19 protein-coding genes are annotated in these 22295 nt (G+C 43.8%); 9 read left to right on the top strand and 10 right to left on the bottom strand.

Annotated elements, in window-relative coordinates; genetic code table 11:
* Window positions 1–3 precede the first annotated feature (3 nt).
* The 3 genes from L3V35_RS03640 to L3V35_RS03630 form a co-directional block, all read right to left on the bottom strand.
* Window positions 4–552 carry an ECF-type riboflavin transporter substrate-binding protein gene (locus L3V35_RS03640; RefSeq protein WP_048609818.1) on the bottom strand — a complete coding sequence of 183 codons (549 nt, stop codon included), beginning with the start codon at window positions 550–552 and terminating at the stop codon, window positions 4–6.
* Between the two features lie 310 nt (window positions 553–862).
* Window positions 863–1993 carry an HlyD family secretion protein gene (locus L3V35_RS03635; protein ID WP_054545855.1) on the bottom strand — a complete coding sequence of 377 codons (1131 nt, stop codon included), beginning with the start codon at window positions 1991–1993 and terminating at the stop codon, window positions 863–865.
* Complete coding sequence (locus L3V35_RS03630) at window positions 1993–2388, bottom strand: DUF3302 domain-containing protein (RefSeq protein WP_065206708.1); 396 nt, start codon at window positions 2386–2388, stop codon at window positions 1993–1995. The genes L3V35_RS03635 and L3V35_RS03630 overlap by 1 nt, the downstream gene beginning before the upstream one ends.
* Window positions 2389–2638: 250 nt before the next feature.
* Here L3V35_RS03630 and L3V35_RS03625 point away from each other — a divergent pair, with 250 nt between their 5' ends.
* On the top strand, window positions 2639–3541 hold the full coding sequence (locus L3V35_RS03625) for a DMT family transporter (RefSeq protein ID WP_237298425.1): 903 nt from the start codon (window positions 2639–2641) through the stop codon (window positions 3539–3541).
* A gap of 55 nt (window positions 3542–3596) precedes the next feature.
* Here L3V35_RS03625 and L3V35_RS03620 read toward each other — a convergent pair whose 3' ends face one another.
* From L3V35_RS03620 to deoD, 4 genes are all read right to left on the bottom strand, one after another.
* On the bottom strand, window positions 3597–5177 hold the full coding sequence (locus L3V35_RS03620; RefSeq protein ID WP_017081835.1) for a GGDEF domain-containing protein: 1581 nt from the start codon (window positions 5175–5177) through the stop codon (window positions 3597–3599).
* Window positions 5177–6646: a hypothetical protein gene (locus L3V35_RS03615; RefSeq protein WP_237298424.1), complete on the bottom strand. Its 1470-nt coding sequence runs from the start codon at window positions 6644–6646 to the stop codon at window positions 5177–5179. Before L3V35_RS03615 ends, L3V35_RS03620 begins: the two co-directional genes overlap by 1 nt.
* A gap of 186 nt (window positions 6647–6832) precedes the next feature.
* Window positions 6833–8302, bottom strand: coding sequence for a lactate dehydrogenase (locus L3V35_RS03610; RefSeq protein ID WP_029222154.1), 1470 nt, complete (start codon window positions 8300–8302; stop codon window positions 6833–6835).
* 82 nt (window positions 8303–8384) lie between these two features.
* Window positions 8385–9095 carry a purine-nucleoside phosphorylase gene (deoD, locus tag L3V35_RS03605; RefSeq protein ID WP_004732072.1) on the bottom strand — a complete coding sequence of 237 codons (711 nt, stop codon included), beginning with the start codon at window positions 9093–9095 and terminating at the stop codon, window positions 8385–8387.
* A 347-nt stretch (window positions 9096–9442) separates the two neighbouring features.
* Between deoD and L3V35_RS03600 the strand changes: the two genes are divergently transcribed.
* Window positions 9443–10519, top strand: coding sequence for a L,D-transpeptidase family protein (locus tag L3V35_RS03600; RefSeq protein ID WP_237298422.1), 1077 nt, complete (start codon window positions 9443–9445; stop codon window positions 10517–10519).
* A gap of 117 nt (window positions 10520–10636) precedes the next feature.
* On the opposite strand, the gene L3V35_RS03595 is transcribed toward L3V35_RS03600, so the two are convergent.
* The gene (locus L3V35_RS03595) at window positions 10637–10903 is read right to left on the bottom strand and encodes an Lpp/OprI family alanine-zipper lipoprotein (RefSeq protein ID WP_004732066.1); all 267 of its coding nucleotides are present in this window, start codon (window positions 10901–10903) and stop codon (window positions 10637–10639) included.
* A 362-nt stretch (window positions 10904–11265) separates the two neighbouring features.
* Between L3V35_RS03595 and L3V35_RS03590 the strand changes: the two genes are divergently transcribed.
* Window positions 11266–12597, top strand: coding sequence for a DEAD/DEAH box helicase (locus L3V35_RS03590; RefSeq protein WP_237298420.1), 1332 nt, complete (start codon window positions 11266–11268; stop codon window positions 12595–12597).
* 151 nt (window positions 12598–12748) lie between these two features.
* Here the strand turns inward: L3V35_RS03590 and L3V35_RS03585 are convergent, their stop codons facing one another.
* Window positions 12749–13996 (bottom strand): SGNH/GDSL hydrolase family protein, encoded by a 1248-nt coding sequence (locus L3V35_RS03585; RefSeq protein ID WP_237298945.1) that lies wholly within the window; start codon window positions 13994–13996, stop codon window positions 12749–12751.
* A 546-nt stretch (window positions 13997–14542) separates the two neighbouring features.
* Between L3V35_RS03585 and L3V35_RS03580 the strand changes: the two genes are divergently transcribed.
* Both L3V35_RS03580 and L3V35_RS03575 read left to right on the top strand, forming a co-directional pair.
* Window positions 14543–15484: a triacylglycerol lipase gene (locus L3V35_RS03580; RefSeq protein ID WP_216611623.1), complete on the top strand. Its 942-nt coding sequence runs from the start codon at window positions 14543–14545 to the stop codon at window positions 15482–15484.
* Window positions 15485–15523: 39 nt separating this feature from the next.
* Window positions 15524–16429 (top strand): lipase secretion chaperone, encoded by a 906-nt coding sequence (locus tag L3V35_RS03575; protein WP_237298419.1) that lies wholly within the window; start codon window positions 15524–15526, stop codon window positions 16427–16429.
* 168 nt (window positions 16430–16597) lie between these two features.
* Here L3V35_RS03575 and L3V35_RS03570 read toward each other — a convergent pair whose 3' ends face one another.
* Window positions 16598–18241, bottom strand: a complete 1644-nt coding sequence (locus L3V35_RS03570) for a methyl-accepting chemotaxis protein (RefSeq protein ID WP_237298417.1) — start codon at window positions 18239–18241, stop codon at window positions 16598–16600.
* 466 nt (window positions 18242–18707) lie between these two features.
* Between L3V35_RS03570 and L3V35_RS03565 the strand changes: the two genes are divergently transcribed.
* The 4 genes from L3V35_RS03565 to pstB all read left to right on the top strand — a co-directional run bounded on the left by L3V35_RS03565 (window position 18708) and on the right by pstB (window position 22289).
* A complete protein-coding gene (locus tag L3V35_RS03565) occupies window positions 18708–19529 on the top strand; it encodes a phosphate ABC transporter substrate-binding protein (protein ID WP_054545847.1) in 822 nt (273 codons plus the stop codon).
* Window positions 19530–19640: 111 nt separating this feature from the next.
* Window positions 19641–20570: a phosphate ABC transporter permease subunit PstC gene (gene pstC / locus L3V35_RS03560; RefSeq protein ID WP_004732040.1), complete on the top strand. Its 930-nt coding sequence runs from the start codon at window positions 19641–19643 to the stop codon at window positions 20568–20570.
* Between the two features lie 15 nt (window positions 20571–20585).
* Window positions 20586–21449 carry a phosphate ABC transporter permease PstA gene (gene pstA / locus L3V35_RS03555; protein WP_004732038.1) on the top strand — a complete coding sequence of 288 codons (864 nt, stop codon included), beginning with the start codon at window positions 20586–20588 and terminating at the stop codon, window positions 21447–21449.
* Window positions 21450–21539: 90 nt separating this feature from the next.
* A complete protein-coding gene (gene pstB / locus L3V35_RS03550; RefSeq protein WP_004732036.1) occupies window positions 21540–22289 on the top strand; it encodes a phosphate ABC transporter ATP-binding protein PstB in 750 nt (249 codons plus the stop codon).
* Window positions 22290–22295: the final 6 nt, after the last annotated feature.

The raw sequence follows: 22295 nt of genomic DNA, 5'->3' as shown, positions 1-22295 counted from the left end.
CGCTTATGCCTCAGTAAGGTTGCGGCTTTGTTTGTTGCGTTTAGCGACTGATTTTAGGATCAGGAAGCCCACAACAGCGATCAGAACGGTGTTACCCGCTGCGATGATAGACAGTTGAGTGAAGACTTTAGTAAACGGTTCTGCGTATAGGATAGTGTCTAGGAACGCGGAACAGCCGTAGCCTACAACGTTACCTGCAAGGGCAAGTACCACGAACAATACAAAATCTTTCATTGGCAGTTCGCCTTGTTGAAGACGGTTCTTAGTCATCATAGGGAACAAGCCGATAACCATACCTACGATACCTGAGCCTAATACCCAAGTTAACCATACGCCCCAACCAGCAAATAAATCCGTTACCCAGTGACCAATAAAGCCAACCAAAAAGCCAACGATAGGGCCGAACAAAACAGAAAATAGTGCTAAGACTGCCATTGCTGGTTTCAATGTCGTGTTAGCAAACACTGGGACACCAAACATAGGTAAACCACCAATGCCGTACAGTGCCGCGCCAATGGCGATAACGACCACTGTTTTAGCTGAAAAGTTCATAGATAACCTCGAATACTGAAAGATAAAGCATGAATATTCGCCATTATTAATATGTGTCTCAATGAGAACGTTTTTTGGGCAAATATAAAAAATAAGGCGCGCATTATACAGTAGAACCCTTCCATAAGGGAAGATAAGTGTCTAGATGTCTAAAATTCCATCCGAACACTTAGATATCATGTAAAAAGCCCACTTTTACGGTTAATCAAGCAACAAAAAAGCCAGAACGGGTCTGGCTTTTTGATTCATCTTAACAATGTGTTAAGTGGGTTCATCGTATATCTACGACCATTTTGTGGTCTAGGTATAGTTAGTGGTCTAGATATAGATAGTTTTGCCAGCTCTTCATGCGAATAAGGACCTTACGCATGATAGACACGTGAGTGAAGCTGTCAGAATAAACGGCAACCTCAACTGCAGTACCCATAGGTAAATGGTAGTCAGACAGATCATCAGTGATGCTCAATTTAACAAACACACGACCACTGGTACGCAATGCGTCAGTACCTAGAAGCGCGCCTCGAGCTTGGAATTGGCTCTCACCAATAGCTGGAATCACTTCATCAATACGTCCTTTAAATACTTTTCCTGGCAATGCTCTAAATAGGAACTCAGCTTTGTAACCTGGTTGTAGGCGCTGTAGCGAGTTTTGTCTAAATGCAGCCGTATAGAACTGTTCTTCTGTGTGAACAAATGTCATCACGGGAGCTAAAGGAAGTGGTACTGCCATTACACCTGGGCGTAATGCTAGTTGCGTAACGTATCCGTCAGTGGGAGCTCGAACCACGGTTTGTTCTAAATCAAACTGAGCTTTACGTAATTCAGCTAATAAGCTTAAAACCGCTGTATTCTCGCCACCTATTTCAGAGTCCAAGGCGATCTTTGTTTGTTCTAGGTTTGCATCTGCAACTTTCACGGCCGCTTCCGATGCTTTGTAAGCTTGTCTGCGAGTATCCAATTGTTGCTCGGTAAAAGCGCCGCTGTCGTAACCGCGCTTGTAACGAGAAAACTCACGTTTGGCTTTATCTCTTTCTGCGATGGCTTTGATTTTTGCAGCCTCTGCTTCAGCCACTTCAGATTCCATTCCAAGCGCACCTTGGCTTGCTTCTTTTACCTTGGCTTCTAACCTTGCGACTTCAGCTTCGAATGGAACTGGGTCGATTTTGAAAAGAATATCCCCTTGCTTCAGAGGTTTGTTTGCTTCTACAGGCACTTCGATAACTTTACCCCTAACGCCTGAAACGACTGGCGTTGTTGAGTAAACTTGGTTACCGATTTGCGTAAATGGATGGTTGTAGTTCATTAGTAGAATTAGGGTACCTACTATGATCACACCTCCAAGTACGGCAGTGGGTACTGTCCACTTATTTAGCGGGATATTGAACACCTTGAAAATGGTGATACAAAGCGCCGCATAGGTCATTATCAGCAGTAAATCCATTATTTAGCCTCCTGATCTTGAGCGTTATTTTGATCTTTAGCTTGATTCTCTTTCACTGAATCGGCTTGTTTGAGTTGAGCAATTTCTTCCTGAAGCGTGCTAACCTGATCGATTAAAATATCAACACGATGATGAATGTCGTGTTGTTCTTCTTCTAATTTAGCAAAGCCCCAGCCACGATCTTTGCGCCATAGTGTCGCCCAAATCCATAGGAACGGCCAAATTGTGTGCAAAGTGAATAGGCTAACCCAGCCTGAAACATGAATAGCATCTTGATGAGGATGATTGCGTTCTTTCGCTATTTCGTAAGGAATATCGTGAATAACGATGATGCCGTAAAAGATGACTAATGCTACGAAAATAAGTAAGCCGAGCGCAAAGTAGTCTAAAAACATAACAGATCCTTGTAATGTTAGATATTAGTTATAAATATACTACGCTATCATCCAAGTAATTGTTATAAAAATGATTTACCGAGTTGAAAATAATGTGTTGTCGCTTCTAATGCGAATAAAAGCATTGATGAATCTTATAAAATCTCATCGCGTTTGAAGAGGCTATTTCGGCTTTCTGGTTGGTATTTCAGCTGAAATGATGACAGCTACGATTCTAAATGACGTGCATAACCACAAGGGGCAAATACGGATGTATATAGGTGAATTGGCGGCCATTGGCGCTGCAATTGTGTGGGCGTGTGCGACATGGATCTATGGGCAATTTGGACATCGCTTCTCTGCGATGCAATTGAACATTGTTAAGGGTGTTGTAGCCTCTGGCATGATGCTGTTAGTCATGCCGTTAATACCGATGCCTGAATTTGAATTGAGTACCAACCATTTTCTGATATTGGCAATTTCAGGTGTGATTGGCATTGCGATTGGAGATAGCGCCTATTTTGCGGCGTTGAAAAGAATCGGTGCTAATAAGACGCTGTTACTGGAATCTTTAGCACCGCCTCTTTCTGGCGTGCTGGCACTCATGTTTCTTGGTGCCGCATTAACGTTGCAAAGTTGGCTCGGAGTCGTGATTACAACATTAGCGGTGACCTTTGTTGTCTTTCAGCCATCAAAACCGGCGAGCGGTGAATCGAATGACAAAGCACAGTGGGGTGGCATTGGTTATGGGCTTGTGGCGAGTGTTTGTCAGGCATCCGGTGTGGTGATTTCTCATTACGCGTTAGTGGCGGGTGATATCCCACCATTATTAGGTGCACTGATTCGTCTCACGATAGGTGTGTTTGCCGTAATGCTGATTATCCCTTTTGTTGAAAAGAAGCCGTATTCATCGATAAAAAGAGATTTATGGGAAATGACCAAGCTCGATAAATTTTGGTTATTAGGGGCAATCTTTGTCGGGACGTTTCTCGCTCTATGGCTTCAACAAGTGGCGCTGAAAAATGCGAACCCTGCGATTGCACAAACATTGATAGCGACCAGTCCGGTCTTTATTTTGGTGATTTATGCGATTAAAGGGGAGAAGGTGTCAAAGCAAAGCGTCATAGGGACGCTTGCTGCCCTTGCTGGAATATCTCTGTTCTTTTATCAATAAGATGCAGGCTTACCTACAGACCTACAGACCTACAGACCTACAGACCTACGTGGCACTATTCTGTACACACTTGATTACGGCCGTTGGCTTTCGCTCGGTATAGCGCTTTATCGGCACGGTAGAAGGTACGCTGAGTATTTTCTCCGTCGCGATGTAAAGTGATACCGATACTCACGGTTAAACCGCGTTCTCCGAGTATTTCATGCCATCCGAATTGGAAGATGCGCTCTCGATAATTTTCAGAGTGCATTTCTGCTTTCGCAAGGTCAGTGTTCTCAAGGATGACTAGGAACTCTTCTCCGCCAAACCTGACACATGACGCGCCTCTAAACTTAAAGTATGAGCGCAGCTCTTGAGAAACGCTGACAATCGCTTTATCACCCACTAAGTGGCTGAGTTCATCATTGATAGACTTAAAGTGGTCGATATCAACAACCATCAAGGCGAAAGGTGCTTCGTGAAGCAACAGGTCTTTTAGTTTCACATCTAACCATCGACGGTTGTGTAACCCGGTAAGTGGGTCGGTGAAAACATCTTGTTGTAGTTGAGCAACTGTATTCTTGTGTTGTTCAGTCGTCTCTTTGAGTTCTCTATTTTCTTGTTCAGAGAGAATGAGTTTGAGTTGTAACTCAAAACGCGAAAGGCGGCGTAGTTGGCTTGCACCGAGTTCGCTGATCGGGATCTGCTTCATCAGATCCGTTTCAATTCGGTAACCTTTTTTCTCATAGCTCAGAGCTTCTTGAAAACGGCCCTGATTCATACATACGTCACTCAAAGAGTCATAGAAACGCTTTGCAAGCACTGGCGATGAGTAGGCTTTTACACGTTTGTCTGTGCTCGACAAAATCATGCTCGCATAGTCTTGCTTCCCGGTTGCACTTAGGCAATGTGCTAACTCGAGGCGAGTCATGGTTGCGAGCCAGCTTGCTTGAGTGCTGTTGGCTGGGTATTGAACTTTTGATAGGCAACGTAAGGCTTCATGGTATTTTTTCTTAGCACGAAGCACTTTCGCCTGGTAAAGCAATATCTGAGCAGTGAGCAGCTTGTCACTTACCAAAATACTGAGTTCTTCGCACTCATTCAGTAAATCGCTGGCCGCGGTAATGCGGTTGAGCAGAAGTAGGCTTGCTACCATATGCAGCTTGAATTTGAGGCGAAGTGAGCGACTGCTAATCGCGTGGTCTATACTGCTGATTTTTTGGTAATAGCGAAGAGCTCTGTTGTGATCACCATAGGCATCACACAGGTTCCCCATGCCTAAAATTGCCAATACATATTCATCGATATGGCCATGTTCAACCGCGATTGTCGATGAGCTGACGAATTCATTCAGTGCCGATGTGTAATCACCAATTTCAACTAAGCGGTCACTTAGGCTGGTCTTTACTGTGAGAATGTCTTCGATATCTACAGGAAGGTGGAGTAGGTCGAGTGCAAGCCTGAGTTCTTCAATACTGGTTTGATTTTGTTGCAACTCGGCACGGTACTCAGAGCTGATTATATAGCAGTGCGCTTGCTCTGTTTGCGTGGTCGAAACGTGCTGGCGAATGTGGTTCCAGAATATGATCGCTTCTTCACCCGATACCGATGAAGGGTCTAAACCAGCATCTGTGATTTTGCGTAATAGGGTTTCCATTATTCTATTACCTCAGCATCGTCTTCTTCTAATTGTTCAAGAGTGAACGGGAACGTCAAAATATCATTGAGGCTGACGGTAGGTCTCGAACCTTTTAATCCTTTTCTATGCCATGGATATATTTCTAGCATGGTGCTGAGAGTTTGGAAGGTTTGTTCTGCGGCTTCGCCTTTCTCTGAAAGCATCATAGCAACACGCTCTGAACTCAGCCTAGCGATGAAGTCGTTTTGATTACACAAGGTATGAGCAATCTCGGTACAGACATCTAAGTAATCGGTATCGACATGATGGAACATAATGATGCTGTGGTTCGAACGCTTAAGTTCTGTCTTAAATAGGACCAGCTTCTCCCACCAAAAGGTTTCAGAGACGACATAAGAGAGGTGCTTTTCAGGATCGTATTCATGCTGGCCACGAATACGATTAATCAGCTTTCGTGCTCTCTGTTCAAGCTGGCGTTTTGAACTGCGCGCTTTGTCTAAACCGACACGATTAGTTTGCTCTTTAAGCATACCGATGGAATATTGACGGTATTTTTTAAAGGCGACCAACGCAGCTTTGAAATCTTGGTTTTCTTCGGCAACCAAGGACTGTTGGTAACAAATTTGGCTAAGCAACTCACCATTATCGAATTCATTTGCAGAGTGTTCAGCGAGTTTCAACAATTCTGCCGCATGTTCTGGTCTTTTTCTCAGGAGCTCCAATCGAGCTCGACTGATGTAAGAGTGCGCTTTCATCCAAACGAGGTTGTGTTCTACGGCTAGATTGTGCGCTTTGGCTGTCGCGCGCTCTGCATCATCTAGACGTTCAAGCCCAAGCAGAGCAAGGCCTCGAAAGTCCCATACTTCGGCATGCCAAGTGTTATCTTTATGCTCTTTTAACGCTTCTTCTGCACCGTCGAGTACCGACAGCATTTCAACATAGTTGTTAAGCAGGTAGTAATCCCAAGCGAGCAGTATTCTTGCTTTGCCCTCTAGCCAACCAATGCGGCTGTTGTTAGCCACTTTAACGGCAAGCTGATGGGTAGAACGTGCAAGCTTATATTCATGAGTCATTCGCCAAATGTTGCCAAGCCCAATAAGACATTCAATTTGAATCTCGACTTCATCAACCAGTGCAGATTGCTCTAAGGCATTGATCCAGAACTGTTGGGCGGAATAGTACTTGGCTTGTCCCCAGTACTGGAGCGCGTGTAAATGGAGGATTTCAGGGAGGAAAAGGTCGGTATCTAATCGGTTCTGGCGCTTGTGGGCTTCCTTGATGTACTTCAAACCTTTTTGGTAATCCATCAGGTTCCAGCTACACCTAGTCATTAACATTAACGACTGGATAGCACCCTCTTCAAACAGAACTTGCTCCGATCGGACTAGGCACTGTTGAGCAATCTCAAGGATCACCGATGGCTCAGAGTCGACACGAGTTTTGAGTTGTTCTAGTTCTGTTTCAAGAAGGTACTGGTTTTTGTCCAAGACTTAGATCCATAATTATCGAACATATTGATAACACAATCATTATAAGTGTGTGATTTGAGATAAGCACCAATTATCTTTCTTAGAGCGTCAAAGGAACATGTATCTTTTCTAATTATGGGTGTTACCTCATGTTGTTGCTTTAAAATCAATGAGTTCCCGAATAATTATCTAGCTGATACGTGTCTATGAAAGTAGTTGCTTTAAGGTCAATGGCTGCTCTGCTACACCTAAGCGCTGCGCTGCCGTGAGCCCTTGCTTATCTTGGTAGCACAGATTGTGCCAAGCTCTGAATATGTCGAGTAATGGAAGAATGCCCCCAGGACGAAGCTTACGTCTGGGCTCATTAATGAAGCTATCAAATAACAGCTGGAAGCGTTGTTGATAGAACTTGGTTTGCTGAATTGAGGCAGTGTTAAACCACTGTTTTGGTTCTGGATTGTTACCCGTCAGGTAGCAAATACCTTTCTGATTATCACCTTGATTTGCGATAGCCCAACGATCGCGCCACCAACTCATGTGAACGATGTCGATCTTTTCGAAACTTTGATCGTCTTGCCAGCCAGGATCTTCCTCTACATACATAAGGTCAATATTTTGACTCTGAATGCGCGGCAAACATACACTTAAAGCGGCAGATCTTAGTAATGGATCTTGTGGCATATAGATAGCGACATGCTTGTCTTCATTACACATATCAAGCACATGTAAGAAGTGAGCATAAGAGGTATAAGGCGGTCGAATCAGCGCGCCTTTCGAAGGGTAGCTAAATGTGGTGAGGTTACCCATGGGATCCTCAACGTTACCTCTCGCTAGAATCACTTGGTACTGCTGTTCAATACGCTCTTTCAACTTGTCAGATGGCTGAGGTTGTTCGAGGTTCGCTTCTGATGAGTGATCTTTGGATACAAAACGCGCAACATCATCGTAAGGATTGTGGTCAACATTCCCTGAAGGCTCTTCATTTTGAGAATAGTTGACGTGTTGGCAAAGTATATAGCCAGAATGCGCCTCACCCGTCGCTATCCAAACCACACCATTGTTGCTTTGCGGTTGCAGACGTTGATAGTGAGAAGCGAATTGATAATCTTTGGCATGATTAACCCATCGTGCATCGATCATCGCTAATTTACGACGGCAACGGCTCGCGATGTGGTCAACATGATCATAGAAAGTCTTTGGGTTGATCTCAAGTTTTCTGCAGATTTCACGTACGGAATAACCCATGAACAATAAGCCCATGAGGTTTTCTTGAAACTGAAGTTTTTTATTGGAACCAGACCACTTGTCAACGAAGGTTGACTGGCAGTCTTTACATCGATAACGCTGCCTGTCGCCACTGTAGCCGAAGGCATGGTAAAGATGTTTGTGGGTATGAACCGATAGGCCAAAGTTATCGCAATCATCATTGCGGCAAGCAGGAAGGCCATCGCTGTGAAGTTGTCGCAGGCGATGAAGTTCGCTTAACACTTCACGATTGTTAAGTAAGGGGGGGAAAGCTCCACATTCACGACAAACCATCGCTGGACGCTTAGGGTTCGCGTGTTGCAAAACATACCGTTTTGCATCGCTCAAGCCAAAGTTGTCACACGCCAATGTTTTACAAAAGTTGAGTTGCAAACCATCCGCATCTTTTGGCAGCTTGTCGTTAGACACGATCTCCCCCTCGGGATTATTTGAGCAGCCAAGTGAACTCGGCTGCGAGGTAACGCTTTTCAATGTATCTTTTATCAAACTGTTAGATGTTGATTGCAGTCTCTAGAGCAACTTTCATCATGTCGTTGAAAGATTTTTGACGATCTTCAGAGCTTAATTTCTCACCACGGATGATGTGGTCAGATACTGTTAGGATAGTTAGTGCCTTAGCACCAAGATCCGCAGCAACACCGTAGATACCAGCCGCTTCCATATCAACACCAAGGATGCCTAGCTTTTCCATTTTCTCGAAAAGGTCAGCTTCTGGAGTGTAGAAAAGGTCTGCAGAGAATACGTTACCAACTTTAACTGGAACTTCTTGTGCACGTGCTTGGTTTACAGCTTCTTCTAGAAGACCGAAATCAGCGATTGCAGCGAAGTCGTGGTTGTTGAAACGAATGCGGTTTACTTTTGAATCTGTAGAAGCACCCATACCGATAACAACGTCCATTAGTTTAACGTCGTCACGTACTGCACCACAGCTACCTACGCGAATAACGTTTTTCACGCCGTATTCAGCGATAAGCTCGTGTACGTAGATGCAGCATGATGGGATGCCCATACCGTGGCCCATTACAGAAACTTTCTTACCTTTGTAAGTGCCTGTGTAACCAAACATGTTGCGAACGTCACAAACTTGCTTCACGTCATCAAGGAATGTTTCTGCAATGTATTTTGCGCGAAGCGGGTCGCCCGGCATAAGTACTGTTTCTGCGAAATCACCAGCTTGAGCATTAATATGAGGTGTAGCCATGGTCGTTCTCCAAAGTTTAAACGGTAATGATAGGAACAGGATTTAATCAATTACCGATTCTGTTGAATTGAATTCGTTTTGTTGAGGCAATATTAGCGAGTTAAAACGAGGCTCCATGAGACTTTAGTCACAAAACCGCTTTGCCATTATAGTTTTATTAATATTGATAACCAAATGTGTTGAAAGCGTAAAGGCAATCGATTTTGTATGGGTAAATTGCACGATATTTAAAGATAAAGCTCGAAATGTAAATCTGTTGCATATTGCCTTGGAGGCAACAATACGTTGTAGAGACGTTTGATCAGCGATAATCTAAACTTTGATAAAGAGACAAACCAAGGAATTGTATGTCGTATTGCGCTAACTCGACGCCTTCGCACTCGATGAAAACACAGTTACAGACGAAAACAAGGTTACATAAGCTAGCGTTGGTTGCTGTTAAATCCACATTGATTGCTGTTAAGTCCACATTGATTACTGCTAGAACGACTTTGTTTGCTGTGAGAACTGCTTTACTTGCTCGGGTAATCATTTTGCTTGCTGGTACGATGACTTCGTCGTGGGTGTCTGCTGCAACTTTTGAGTTGCCACCAACAGAAAGCCGTATCGTGGGCAGAATACAGCAACACGAAGTTGCGGCGGGTGAAACCTTGGCTATCATCGCAAAGCAATACGATATTGGCTTTCTCTCTTTAATGGCGGCAAACAAAGGGGTCGATCCTTTTCTTCCTGCTGAGGGCTATGTGTTAAGCATTCCTAGCCGTTTGATTTTGCCGGATACTCCGAGAAAAGGCATTGTGATTAACCTTGCCGAGTTGAGGTTGTACTACTTTGAGCCTGAGAAAAATCAGGTGCATGTCTTCCCTGTCGGTATTGGTCGAGTAGGGCGTGATACTCCCGAGATGATCACAAAGATAAGCCAAAAACGTCCAAACCCGACTTGGACTCCTCCAAACTCAATTCGCAAAGAGTACTTAGAGAAAGGCATAGAGTTACCAAGAGTGGTTCCTGCTGGGCCTGAAAATCCTTTAGGTGAATATGCATTGCGGCTTGCTTATGGTGCTGGTGATTATCTGATACATGGTACCAATAAAGACTTTGGGATTGGCTTGCGAGTGAGCTCAGGGTGTATCCGTATGGAACCTAAAGATATTGCGTGGCTTTTTGAACAGGTGAGTCGTGGTGAACAAGTCACAATAATCGATGAGCCGATTAAAGTGTCTCTAGAGCCCGACAGAAGCGTGTTTGTTGAAGCACACGAACCTTTGACGCGAAGTGATGGCTCTAAGAAATTACTGCAAATCCCTGTTGAATTAAAATGGTGGCTTGAAGATGCAGATTTGCCTAATTCAAAGGCGAAAGCGGTGATCTTTGCTCAAAATGGTGTGCCTGTTGAAATAGCACCGCCTGTGATTGAGTTTTAAAAACGAATCATTCCTCCCTCAATAAAAAACACCACCTCGAAAAGAGGTGGTGTTGTCAATTTACTGCATGTATATACGTCTTTTGAAATCTACAGCTTCATTGAGCTTCTATCTCAATTACTTAGTGTAAGACTCAGCAATGTTGTCGATACGGTCGTTAGCACGATCCGCTTCTTCTTTTGCTGCCATAGCCGCAGCTGATGCTTCTTGAGCTTTCATTTCAGCAGCCGCTTTGTCACTCTTAAGTGCTTCTACTTCGCTGCTTAGCTCAGCAACTTGGTTAGTTAGTTGGTCCATTTCTGATACCGCTGCTTCTTCAGGCTCTGAAGAACAACCAGCTAAAATAAATACTGAGGCTGCAGCTGCGATTAACGTCTTATTCATAAGAACTCCTTGCTTATTTATCATCAAAAGATGCGCTATACATTCTTTATCATATAGTCGCTTCATTAATGATTGTAGCGACTAATTTTTTAACTGCAAAAACAATAACTAAAGAAATTGCTAAATTTTTGAGGTAATTAGCTAGGTATCACAATCTGTCTCACTTTTGAGATGAAGTGTGTGGCGCGGCAATAATGCAGTACAAAGGTGAGTCACCCCTTTGTTCGCGGTGCATACAATATTCTGGCTAACATTAGATAAAGGGATAAATTTACTGTGATCTCTATCCTTATAAAGTACTTTCGCGGTATCATGTCACGTTAAATTAATTTTATTCAATACCATCATGACTGGAGAGTCCTTTGCACTTTAAAGATTTAGGCTTAGATAACCGCTTACTGAAGAACTTAAAACATTACGACTTCAAGAAGGCGACAGAGATCCAATCAAAAGCGATCCCTGTTGCTATTGCTGGTAAGGATCTATTGGCTTCATCAAAAACGGGATCAGGCAAAACATTGGCGTTTGTGTTGCCGATGATACATAAAGCATTAAAAACAAAAGCGTTTTCTGCTAAAGATCCTCGTGGTGTAATTTTGGCTCCTACTCGTGAGCTAGCAAAACAAGTTTACGGCGAGCTGCGTAGCATGCTTGGCGGTCTGTCTTACGAAGCCACACTTATCTTAGGTGGTGAAAACTTTAACGACCAAGTTAAAGCTCTACGTAAGTACCCTCGTTTTATTGTTGCGACTCCAGGCCGTCTTGCGGATCACCTTGAGCACCGCTCACTGTTTTTAGATGGTGTTGAAACGCTAATCCTTGATGAAGCTGACCGTATGCTGGATTTAGGTTTCGCACCTGAATTGCGTCGTATTGCGAATGCAGCTAAACACCGTCGTCGTCAAACGTTGATGTTTTCTGCGACGCTTGATCACGCTGAAGTGAATGGCATTGCAAATGAAATGCTAGACGCACCTAAGCGTATCTCTGTTGGTGTTTCTAACGAGCAGCACCTTGATATCACTCAGAAATTCTACCTTTGTGACCATCTCGATCATAAAGAAGCGATTTTGGATCGTGTGATTGAAGAAGCTGAATACCGTCAGGTGATGATCTTCACTGCAACTCGTGCCGATACTGATCGTTTAACGGATAAGTTGAACGAGAAGAAGCTTAAAGCTGTGGCATTGAGCGGCAACCTAAACCAAACGCAACGTAATGCCATCATGAGCCAATTTGAGCGTGCGGTTTACAAGATTTTGGTAACAACCGATGTTGCTTCACGTGGTATCGATATTCCAAACGTAAGCCACGTTATCAACTTTGATATGCCTAAGCATACGGAAGAGTACGTGCACCGTGTTGGTCGTACTGGTCGTGCGGGTAACAAAGGTGATGCAGTCTCTTTGGTTGGTCCAAAAGACTGGGACAGCTTTAAGCGTGTTGAGCTTTACCTTCAACAAGATCTTACTTTCTCAGTGCTTGAAGGCTTGAAAGGAAAGTTCAAAGGTATTAAGCCTCGTAAACCTGCTTTTGCTAAAGGCGGACCTGCGAAGAAGAAGACCAGCACTCAAGTTAAGAAAACGCCAAAGAAACCAGTTAAGCGTGATAAGAGCTTCCACCAAAATGTGGCAGTGGGTGATACCGTGTTTATCCCTAAGAAGAAAGTCGCACCAAAAGTGGATGACGAGTAATCAACTTGCGTGACCTAAAAGCTTAGCTTTGAAAGGTAGATGCAAATAAAAAACCGCCGATGATGGCGGTTTTTTTGTATCTGTACTTTGTGTAAGCTTTAGCTTTCGGTACTTACAGGTGGAATCTGATGATACTGAGAGAGCTTGTTAGCTAGAAATTGAACGTTGAGAATGAATACGCCAAGATATGATCTGCGATGTATTTGTGAGTAGCCGTAGTTGGGTGTGTCACGCCCCAGAATACATAACTGTCTGAACCATAGGTCGCGCAATCATTAGTCAAGCTGTGGCTTCGCAAATAGTCTGCGGCTGAGCTTCTATTGAGATCAAGACAGGCGTCACTCGCGTTTCGAAAACCATGTTGTTCTGGGTTATCGGTAATGCTGGCGAACAACGCACTTGCATCGAACAACACCACGTTTTTCCCCTGGCTCTGGTAATACTCGGCCTGCGCCTTGATGAATTGGTTGAACTCTAAGATCTTGCCACGAACTTTAATGATCTCTTGCTCCGTCGAGTATTTGAATTGTGGCGCTTTGGTCGCATCGGGCAATGTGAACAGCAAGATATTACTCGCACCAGATTCCGTTAATCGGATCAGAGCGCTGCCGAAATCGGCTTTGACATCGGCGACTTCTCGATCGTAATTCATAAAGTCATTGAGCCCAAATTCTAGAGTAAACAAGGAGTTTTCTGGGCGATAGTTTTTAGCGACTTTCATGTAGGTTAGGTAAGAGGTGACTTGATCATAGACGCCAGTCAGTGCGACGTATTGATTGGTTCCTGCTGCGCCACCCACGGCCCAGTTATAAAGAGGAACGTCTTTCGCTTTGGCTAAATATTCGGTCCAGACTAAACCGTTTGAAAAGTGCCCTAGAAACCATGAGTTCGCATTTGGGAAAACCCATTGAGAGCCATTAAATAGGTTGCCAGTGTCAGAGAGGCTATCACCAAAAGTGACAATGCGATTGATGGTATTGGCTTGAACAGCGTTATCGTTGGTCCAGATGGAGTGATTGTAAGAGAAGCGATTGTCTGCGGCAAAGTAGGTGATGTCAGCTGCGTCATGTTGGATGCCGAGAGTCTGCTCACAGCGCTGTTTGATTTCAGATTGCGGGGCATCACTGTAGAACATGTTTTTGAAAGAAACGGAAGACCACCAATATCCGTTGATCGTGTAATCGTCGCCGTTTTCTTTTTTCGCCCATTTCCAATCGGTGGCTGCAGAGTCGTGCGATGCATCGGTTCGATACCAACATCGAACATAAGAATAAGTCTCTGAACCTTGTGTGCTGAGCACTTGTGCTGATGTCATCGATTCTGGTGTCGGTATCGAGTCATCTGCAGCATAAGCCCCAAATGGTATGGTTAACGCGAGTATTAAAGCCGTATTTTTCATCACTGTATTCTCTTTGATATTTAGTGAGCCAAACAAAAACGTTGTTACTTGTTGCCTCTTGTTTGTTGATAGTTGGATAAGTAAAAAACTGGTACGACCTATATCGAAAATCAATAATTATCGTCAATACATTCAGGTTGTTGGCGTTCCATAATTGGTATAAGTATCAACTTTCCAACGACTTTCTGATTGAAAAATAATCAACTCGAAGCGAGAGATTTATCATTTAATATTCGATTTCTGAGAGCTACTACTCGCTAGTTTGTCGGCGTAGATCTAAAAGAGGTGAGCCGTTTTTGTGAATATCGGGCTTATCTTTGGTCAAGATAATTGAAGTTTTAGTGTCATTGATATCCATTAAATATTAATTTAATCAATAATTTATGATGTCGATATCTGGTTTGGTTTTATTTGTCTAATGTTCATCACAACTGTTTAATTCAGGTTCAATATCACAAATATCGAGTTGTTATTTTCTGTTTTATAAAATCATCAACTACGGTTTTCTTTACTCATCAGAGGTCTAATCTGTTTAAGGAAAGAGCATTGAAAAAGATATTAATTTGGACGATAGCCTGCCTATCCAGTTTTGGTGTCTATGCCGGAACGAGCGCATCGGCGTTAGAAGCCAGCGGATACACGGAAACGAAATATCCCATTATGTTGGTACATGGTTTGTTTGGTTTCGATACATTAGCGGGTGTCGACTACTTCTATGGCGTACCTGAATCCCTAACCAAAGATGGTGCGAGTGTCTATGTCGCTCAGGTATCAGCGACCAACAGCTCTGAAGTGCGTGGCGAGCAATTGCTAACTCAAGTTGAAACACTGTTAGCCGCGACCGGGGCAAGTAAGGTGAATCTGGTCGGTCACAGCCATGGCGGACCGACAGCACGTTATGTAGCATCAGTTCGTCCTGATCTGGTTGCCTCAGTGACAAGCATTGGTGGCGTCCATAAAGGATCTAAAGTCGCCGATCTCGTGCGTGGAAGCGTAGCAGAAGGCTCAGCGGCGGAAGGTATCGCGGTTAAGTTGGCTGGTGGATTGACTACGCTCATCAACCTGTTATCTGGTGGAACGGATCTTGATCAAGATGGCCTTGCTTCCCTTGAAGCATTGACCACTGAAGGTTCGCTTGCATTCAATCAGTTTTACCCTGAAGGCGTTCCGACGTCTGCGTGTGGTGATGGTGAATGGCAAGCAAACAACGGTGTTTATTACTATTCATGGACAGGATCTTCCACTTTTACCAACCTTCTTGATCCTACCGACGGAGCGATGACAATCCTTGGTTTAGCCTTTAACGAACCTAATGACGGGTTAGTGGGAGCATGCAGCGCGCATTTGGGTAAAGTGATTGGTGATGATTACAAAATGAACCACCTAGACGAGATTAATGGGTTGTTGGGTATCCATCACCTCTTTGAGACCGATCCCGTGACGCTATATCGCCAACATGCGAATCGATTGAAGTTGGCTGGCCTGTAGGTCGCACTGCCCAAAAGTTAAGAGCATAAGGAAAATATAATGAAAAAGACCGTCATTTTGTCGATAACCACGATAGCCCTGATGAGCACAGCGGCGGTCTTTTTATATGTAACCTTTTTACCTGAAAAAACAGACAATCTAAATTCAAACAACAAACAACAGAACGCCTCCTCTTTGAAAGTTACCTCTCAACAAGATACCGAAATCGATAATGCATCAGCGAAAGACATGATGGAATATTTCGTGTCAGGTAATACCGAATTAACCCTTGAAGATATTCGTGACAATGTGGCAAAACACCACGAGCAATCACAAGCTACGACTGTCGATGAAGCACTGTTTGCCAAATATCTTGAGTATAAGTCGGCACTGACATCATTAGACGTGCAATTTGACACCACATCAATATCCGCTGAGGACCTACGTGCACTGAATCAAGCGTTGCTCGATCTCCAATCTCAATTTTTCAGTGAGAGCGAGATAAGTATTCTATTTACCCATGACAATAGAATGAGAGAAATCGCTTTAGAAAAGTTACTTCTGAAACAAGAAGGGCTAGACGAGCCGGAATATCAGCAAAGGCTTGAGTCTTATCTATCTGAGCAGCCAGATTACGTTCAAACGAGCCATCAGAATCAGGTATTACTCCCACAGCTATCCAGTTCAGAAGGTCTAGATGAACAAGGTAAATACTTGAAGAGAAATGAGCTGGTCGGCGAAGAAGCGACGCAGAGGCTCGAAGCGCTTGATCAACAAAGGGCGGACTTTGAAGGATCTTTAGAAATTTACTTTGTTGAACGCGATGACCTTTTGAATGACTCAGCACTCTCAGAAATTGAACAAAAAGAGACGATCGCCCAGCTTAGAGAAGCTCATTTTCAGCCACAGCAGCTGAGAAGGGTAGAAGCGATTGAAAGAATCAGAGCTGCTGAGAACGGTCAGTAAGGTTTGCTGAGTCAGTAGAACATCTATCAAAAATAAAAAACCAGTCACGAGTGACTGGTTTTTTGGTTGTGAGGAGAGTTGCAACGTAAATAAAGCTAAGTGTCTTTATTTCTTAAACCTTAAACTTTATGCGTTAAACCTTACTCCCTCAACTTAATACCTTGAAGCTTATACCTTAAAGTAATCCAACTGCTGCTTTTGCTGCTCAGCTAAGTTAGATAGCTCGTGGCTCGCAGCTGCGGCTTGAGTAATACCGGTTACGTTTTGGCTTACTAGGCTGTAGATGTTTGAGATATTACGGTTGATGTCTGCAGTCACTTGGCTTTGTTCTTCTGCGGCAGAGGCAACCTGAGTGTTAATTTCTGTCATGTCGGTTACTGAGTTAGCAATACCTGAAAGGGCTGCACTTACCTCGCCTGAGAGCGTTTGGTTGTGCTCTAACATAGACAGTGAACTGCTCATGCTTTCATTAGCGTTGCCCGATTGAACCTGCAAGCCTTCGATGATCGCTTGGATCTCTTTGGTTGAATCTTGTGTGCGGGCTGCCAGCATTCGAACTTCATCGGCTACCACTGCGAAACCACGGCCACTTTCACCAGCACGAGCTGCTTCGATTGCTGCATTAAGCGCTAGAAGGTTGGTTTGTTCTGAGATGTTTTGAATCACCTCAATCACTTTACCTATTTGCTCTGAGTGCTCTTTTAGCGTGCCTACAACGTTTGCTGCTTCACTCAGCTGAATCGCCATTTGCTCATTGGCTTGGTTGCTTTCATTGAACAAGCTCATGCTGTGTGTCGCCATCTCGTCGGCTTGCTTAGACGCTGAATCGGCTTGTACCGCATTCTCGTTAACGTGTGCAGCTGTGCTCTCAAGTTGGTTCACGGCAGAAGCAACTTGCTCCACTTCTTGCTTCTCTTGGTCTGAGTTAGCGCTTGATTGCGTCATTACTGCTGCCAGTTCTGTAGAAGCAGATGCCACTTCGATACTGATTCGAGAAAGCGAACTTACCGTGTCACGCAATTGCTCAACCGACTTGTTTACGTCTTGGGCAAGGCGTGAGATCTCGTTATCGCCATACTCTTCAGCTTTAACCAGCAGGTTGCCTTTCGCTACTTCACGCATGGTTTCTTGGATATTGCTAAGCGGCTTAACAATAATGCCAGCAAGCGTCCAACTGATGACTAATGCGATAGAAAGAATCACGAGAAGGGCAATGGTCGCCGTATTCAGTGTGCTGGTGTGTTGTTGGCCATTGATGTCGACTTCTTGAGTGGCAAGCAAGTTGAGCTTCTTAGAAAGCGTGTTGATTGCTTGCACCATGTCATTACCCGCGTGACGGTATTGGTCAATTGCGATCTGGTAGCGATTATCAAAGTCAGAAGATAGCGCTGTATTGCCATGCTTTGCTCTTAATAGAGGAAGCATGGTGGTGCGAGAAAAGTCGACGTAATGATTCATCGCTTTGCTCATTGCAGCCACTTCATCTTGCATGCCTGGTACGGTATCAAGCGAGTTCAGTAGACGAGTATTTTGGTCACGTTTTTGATTCAGCGTTTCGACAAGCGTTTTGACGTCGTCAGGATTAAATAAGCTATAGATTGCTTTGATGCGCATTCCGTAGCTGTTGTCGACGATTTCGCTAAGTTCTTCTTTATGTAGAATGAGTTGATCTGTTGCTGTTGATACATCTTTAAAAGCATTTTCCAGTTTGTCACCACCGATAATGACACCTGTCAAAAGTAGTACGACAGAAAAGAGCACTGGGATAAGAATTTGTATTTTTATAGATAAGCCACTGAGAAGTTGTCGCATGTATTGTCCTTCTTTGAATAAGTAAATGAGCAGAAGCAATTGTTATTATTGTTATTAGCCAGTGATTCTAACTATTGAGAATGACAATTCAATCAGTAATAGATGCTATTTTTATATATGCGATAGGTATTTCATAAATTCTGATTATTTATCGTACAAACAAGGCTTTAGCCATTTTTAAGGTAGGGTTATTTAACGAGGAACCTTGTGCGGTATTAGGTAATGACAGGGATGGCGAGATATTGAGCGGTTTGGCTTAAATAGGTTGGAATGAATATTCAGTGCCTATGAGTGAGGCTCATTTATTGCTTCAAGGTTATTTGGTAGGGGGAAAACAAGAAAATAAATTGTAGTTGTCATATAGGCTTCAATTAAGTGAAACACAACTGTCACATTCGGATTCTAAAGTAGGCCTCGTTCAAGCAAAACAACATTACGGCAATAACGCCACTAAAGGAAATTTGTGATGAAAAAGACAGTTATCGGTGCAATCGCACTACTAGGCGCTCTAACAGTGAATACAGCTTCAGCTAAAGAAACTATCTCTGTAGTTGGCTCTAACAGTGCTTCTCCACTGGTTGAAGTTTTTGCAGAAACCTACATGAATAAAGGCGAACCAGTGTTCATCGAAATTCAAGCACCGGGTTCTTCTGCAGGCATCAAAGCAGCAAAAAATGGAAGTGCTGACCTTGGTATCTCTTCTCGTGACCTAAAAGAAGAAGAGAAAACAGCTGACCTGAAAGAGCTCGTTATCGCTCGTGACGGTATCGCAGTTGTTGTTAACCCAAATAACGAAGTATCTGCTCTTACAGCTGAGCAAATCACTTCAATCTACAAAGGCGATATCACTAACTGGAAAGATGTTGGTGGTGCTGACAAGCCAATCGTAGCAATCACTCGTGATACTGCATCTGGTACACGTGGTGCATTCGAAGACATCATGAAACTTAAGAAGAAGATTGGCGACAAGAAAGTCTCGGCTATCTCTCAACGTGCACAAGTTGCAAACGGTAACGGCGCACTTAAAGTTTCTGTAGCAAGCAACCCATACGCTATCGGCTTCATCTCTCTTGGTACTGTAGATAACACAGTTCAAGCTCTAACTATCGACGGCGCTGCGGCATCAGTTGATAACGTTAAGAACGGTTCTTACAAAGTTGCTCGTCCTTTCCTAGTTCTTTACAAAGCCGGCGCTCCAACAGCTGAAACTCAACAATTCCTAGATTGGATGGTTGCAGATGAAGCTCAAGCTATCGCTGACAAGAAAGGCTACATCACAGTTAACTAATCTTAACTGACTCAATCTTAATTATTGCTCAGCCTGCTTTAGGCTGAGCCTTTTCTTTCAACTTTGTCTATTTCGAGCTCTTTTTGAGCCACAAAGTTTGAGATTTTATATATGACCATCGCAAATAGTGAAAAGCTTATGAATACTGAAGCGACTCAAATCAATAAGCCGAGTCTGCGTGCTAAGAAGCGCATTGACTGGAGAGAAAGAATCTTCCACGGCTTGTTCTTATCGAGTGCTGTAATCGGCATCGTATCACTAGCCGTTATCGCTTACTTTATCGTTGCAGAGAGTATCCCTGCATTCCAAGAGGCCGGTGTTTCTGGCATCGTTCTGGGTGTGGATTGGTTACCTCCAGCTCTATTCGGTGTTGCAACAATGATTGTTGCATCGATTGTCTCGACGCTTGGCGCCGTAGTTGTTGGTGTGCCAGTCGGTGTATTAACCGCCATTTTTATCGCTGAGATTGCTCCTAAGCGTCTTGCCGATATTATTCGACCAGCAGTTGAGCTTCTAGCAGGTATCCCGTCGGTAGTTTACGGCTTCTTTGGTCTAGTAATCATCGTTCCTATGATTCAGAACATCTTCCAAGTACCAGCGGGTAACACTATCTTCGCGGGTATCATTGTTCTGGGTATCATGATTCTTCCTACCGTTATTACGGTTTCTGAAACTTCGATCCGCGCTGTACCTCGTACGTACAAAGAAGGCTCTTTGGCACTGGGTGCTTCGAAAATCTATACGATTTTTAAGTTACTCGTTCCTGCTGCACGTTCAGGCATTATGACGGGTGTGATTCTGGGTATCGGTCGCGCACTTGGCGAAACGATGGCAATCATCATGGTGATGGGTAATGCGCCAGCAATGCCAGAAGGTATTTTGGATTCGGCTCGTACGCTAACCGCAAACATTGCTATTGAGATGTCTTACGCAAGTGGTATTCACGCGAGTGCACTTTACGCAACCGGCGTTGTGCTTCTGGTATTCATCATGATGTTGAATGGTGCTCTGCTTTATCTTAATCGTGAAAAAACGAAGTAGGCGAGGGTAAGTAATATGGATCGCGTAAAACTAAAACAAGCACGTCAAATGAAAGATAATGTCTTGAAAGGCTTTATCTGGGCGGCAGCAGCAGTCACCGTTGGTTTCTTATTCTGGATCATTTGGTACATCCTATCGAATGGCCTGCAATACGTAGACTGGAACTTCATAACCGACGACTACACTCGTACAGGTGAAGAACGTGGTATTTTCCCAATGATCATTGCCACGATCTACATGGTTATCGCATCGATTGCAGTGGCGGCACCACTCGGCATTATGACGGCGATATACCTAACCGAATACGCTAAAGTGGGCAGCAAACTGGTTAAAGTGATTCGTTTCTGTACCGAATCTTTAGCAGGTATTCCGTCGATTATCTTTGGTCTGTTCGGTATGACCTTCTTTGTCTCGATTCTTGGTCTTGGCTTCTCGATTCTGTCGGGTGCACTAACACTAAGTATCCTTATTCTTCCTGTAATCATTCGTACTACAGAAGAAGCATTGATGTCAGTACCACAAACTTATCGTGAAGGCTCATACGGCCTTGGCGCTTCAAAAATCTACACTATCTGGCGTTTGATCTTACCAAGCGCAATGCCAGGTATCTTAACTTCGGTCATTCTTAGTATTGGTCGTGTAATTGGCGAATCAGCACCTGTATTTTTAACAGCAGGTATGGTGGCACGTGTTCCTGAGTCGGTATTCGATTCTGGCCGTACACTAACGGTTCACCTATATAAGCTGACAACAGAGCTATTTACTATCGATGAGTGGAACCAAGCCTACGGCACGGCGACAGTCCTAATCGTATTGGTTCTCTTGATCAACATGGTTACAAAACTGATTGCGAGACGCTTCAACACGGCAACTTACTAAGCTCATTAGCTGGCTCAACAATAAAGAGAGCCACCGTGATAAAGAAAGCATTAAGTTAGACACGAATTTAAGAATTTAGAGATTACGAATATGAACAAATTTGATATTGAGAACCTAGATCTGTTTTACGGCGATAACCAAGCGCTTAAATCTATCAACCTGCCAATTCCAACGCGTCAGGTAACGGCTCTGATTGGCCCATCGGGTTGTGGCAAATCGACGCTGCTACGTTGTTTGAACCGTATGAATGACCTAATTGAAGGCGTTACTATCAAAGGTAAGCTGGATATGGATGGCACAAACATCTACGGCAATATTGATGTGGCTGACCTACGTATTCGTGTAGGTATGGTATTCCAAAAGCCAAACCCATTCCCAATGAGCATCTACGAGAATGTAGCTTACGGCTTACGCGCTCAAGGTATCAAAGACAAGAAACACATTGATGAAGTAGTAGAAAGTTCACTACGCAGTGCGGCACTTTGGGATGAAGTGAAAGACCGTCTTAAAGCACACGCATTTGGTTTGTCTGGTGGTCAGCAACAACGTCTATGTATCGCTCGTACGATTGCTATGGAACCGGATGTAATCCTGATGGATGAGCCTACATCGGCACTTGATCCAATCGCGACACACAAGATTGAAGAATTGATGGAAGACCTGAAGAAAGACTTCACTATCGTTATCGTAACGCACTCAATGCAGCAAGCGCGTCGTATTTCAGACCGCACGGCTTTCTTCCTAATGGGAGAGCTTGTAGAGCACAACGAAACGAGTGTTATCTTCAGCGAACCAAAAGATGATCGTACTAAAGGTTACGTAAACGGTGACTTTGGTTAATTCGAT

The organism is Vibrio sp. L5-1 (genome assembly GCF_021728315.1).
Lineage (GTDB): Bacteria > Pseudomonadota > Gammaproteobacteria > Enterobacterales > Vibrionaceae > Vibrio > Vibrio splendidus_K.
The sequence above is the reverse complement of the archived record's forward strand: the minus strand, read 5'-3'. Positions and strand labels throughout refer to the sequence as shown.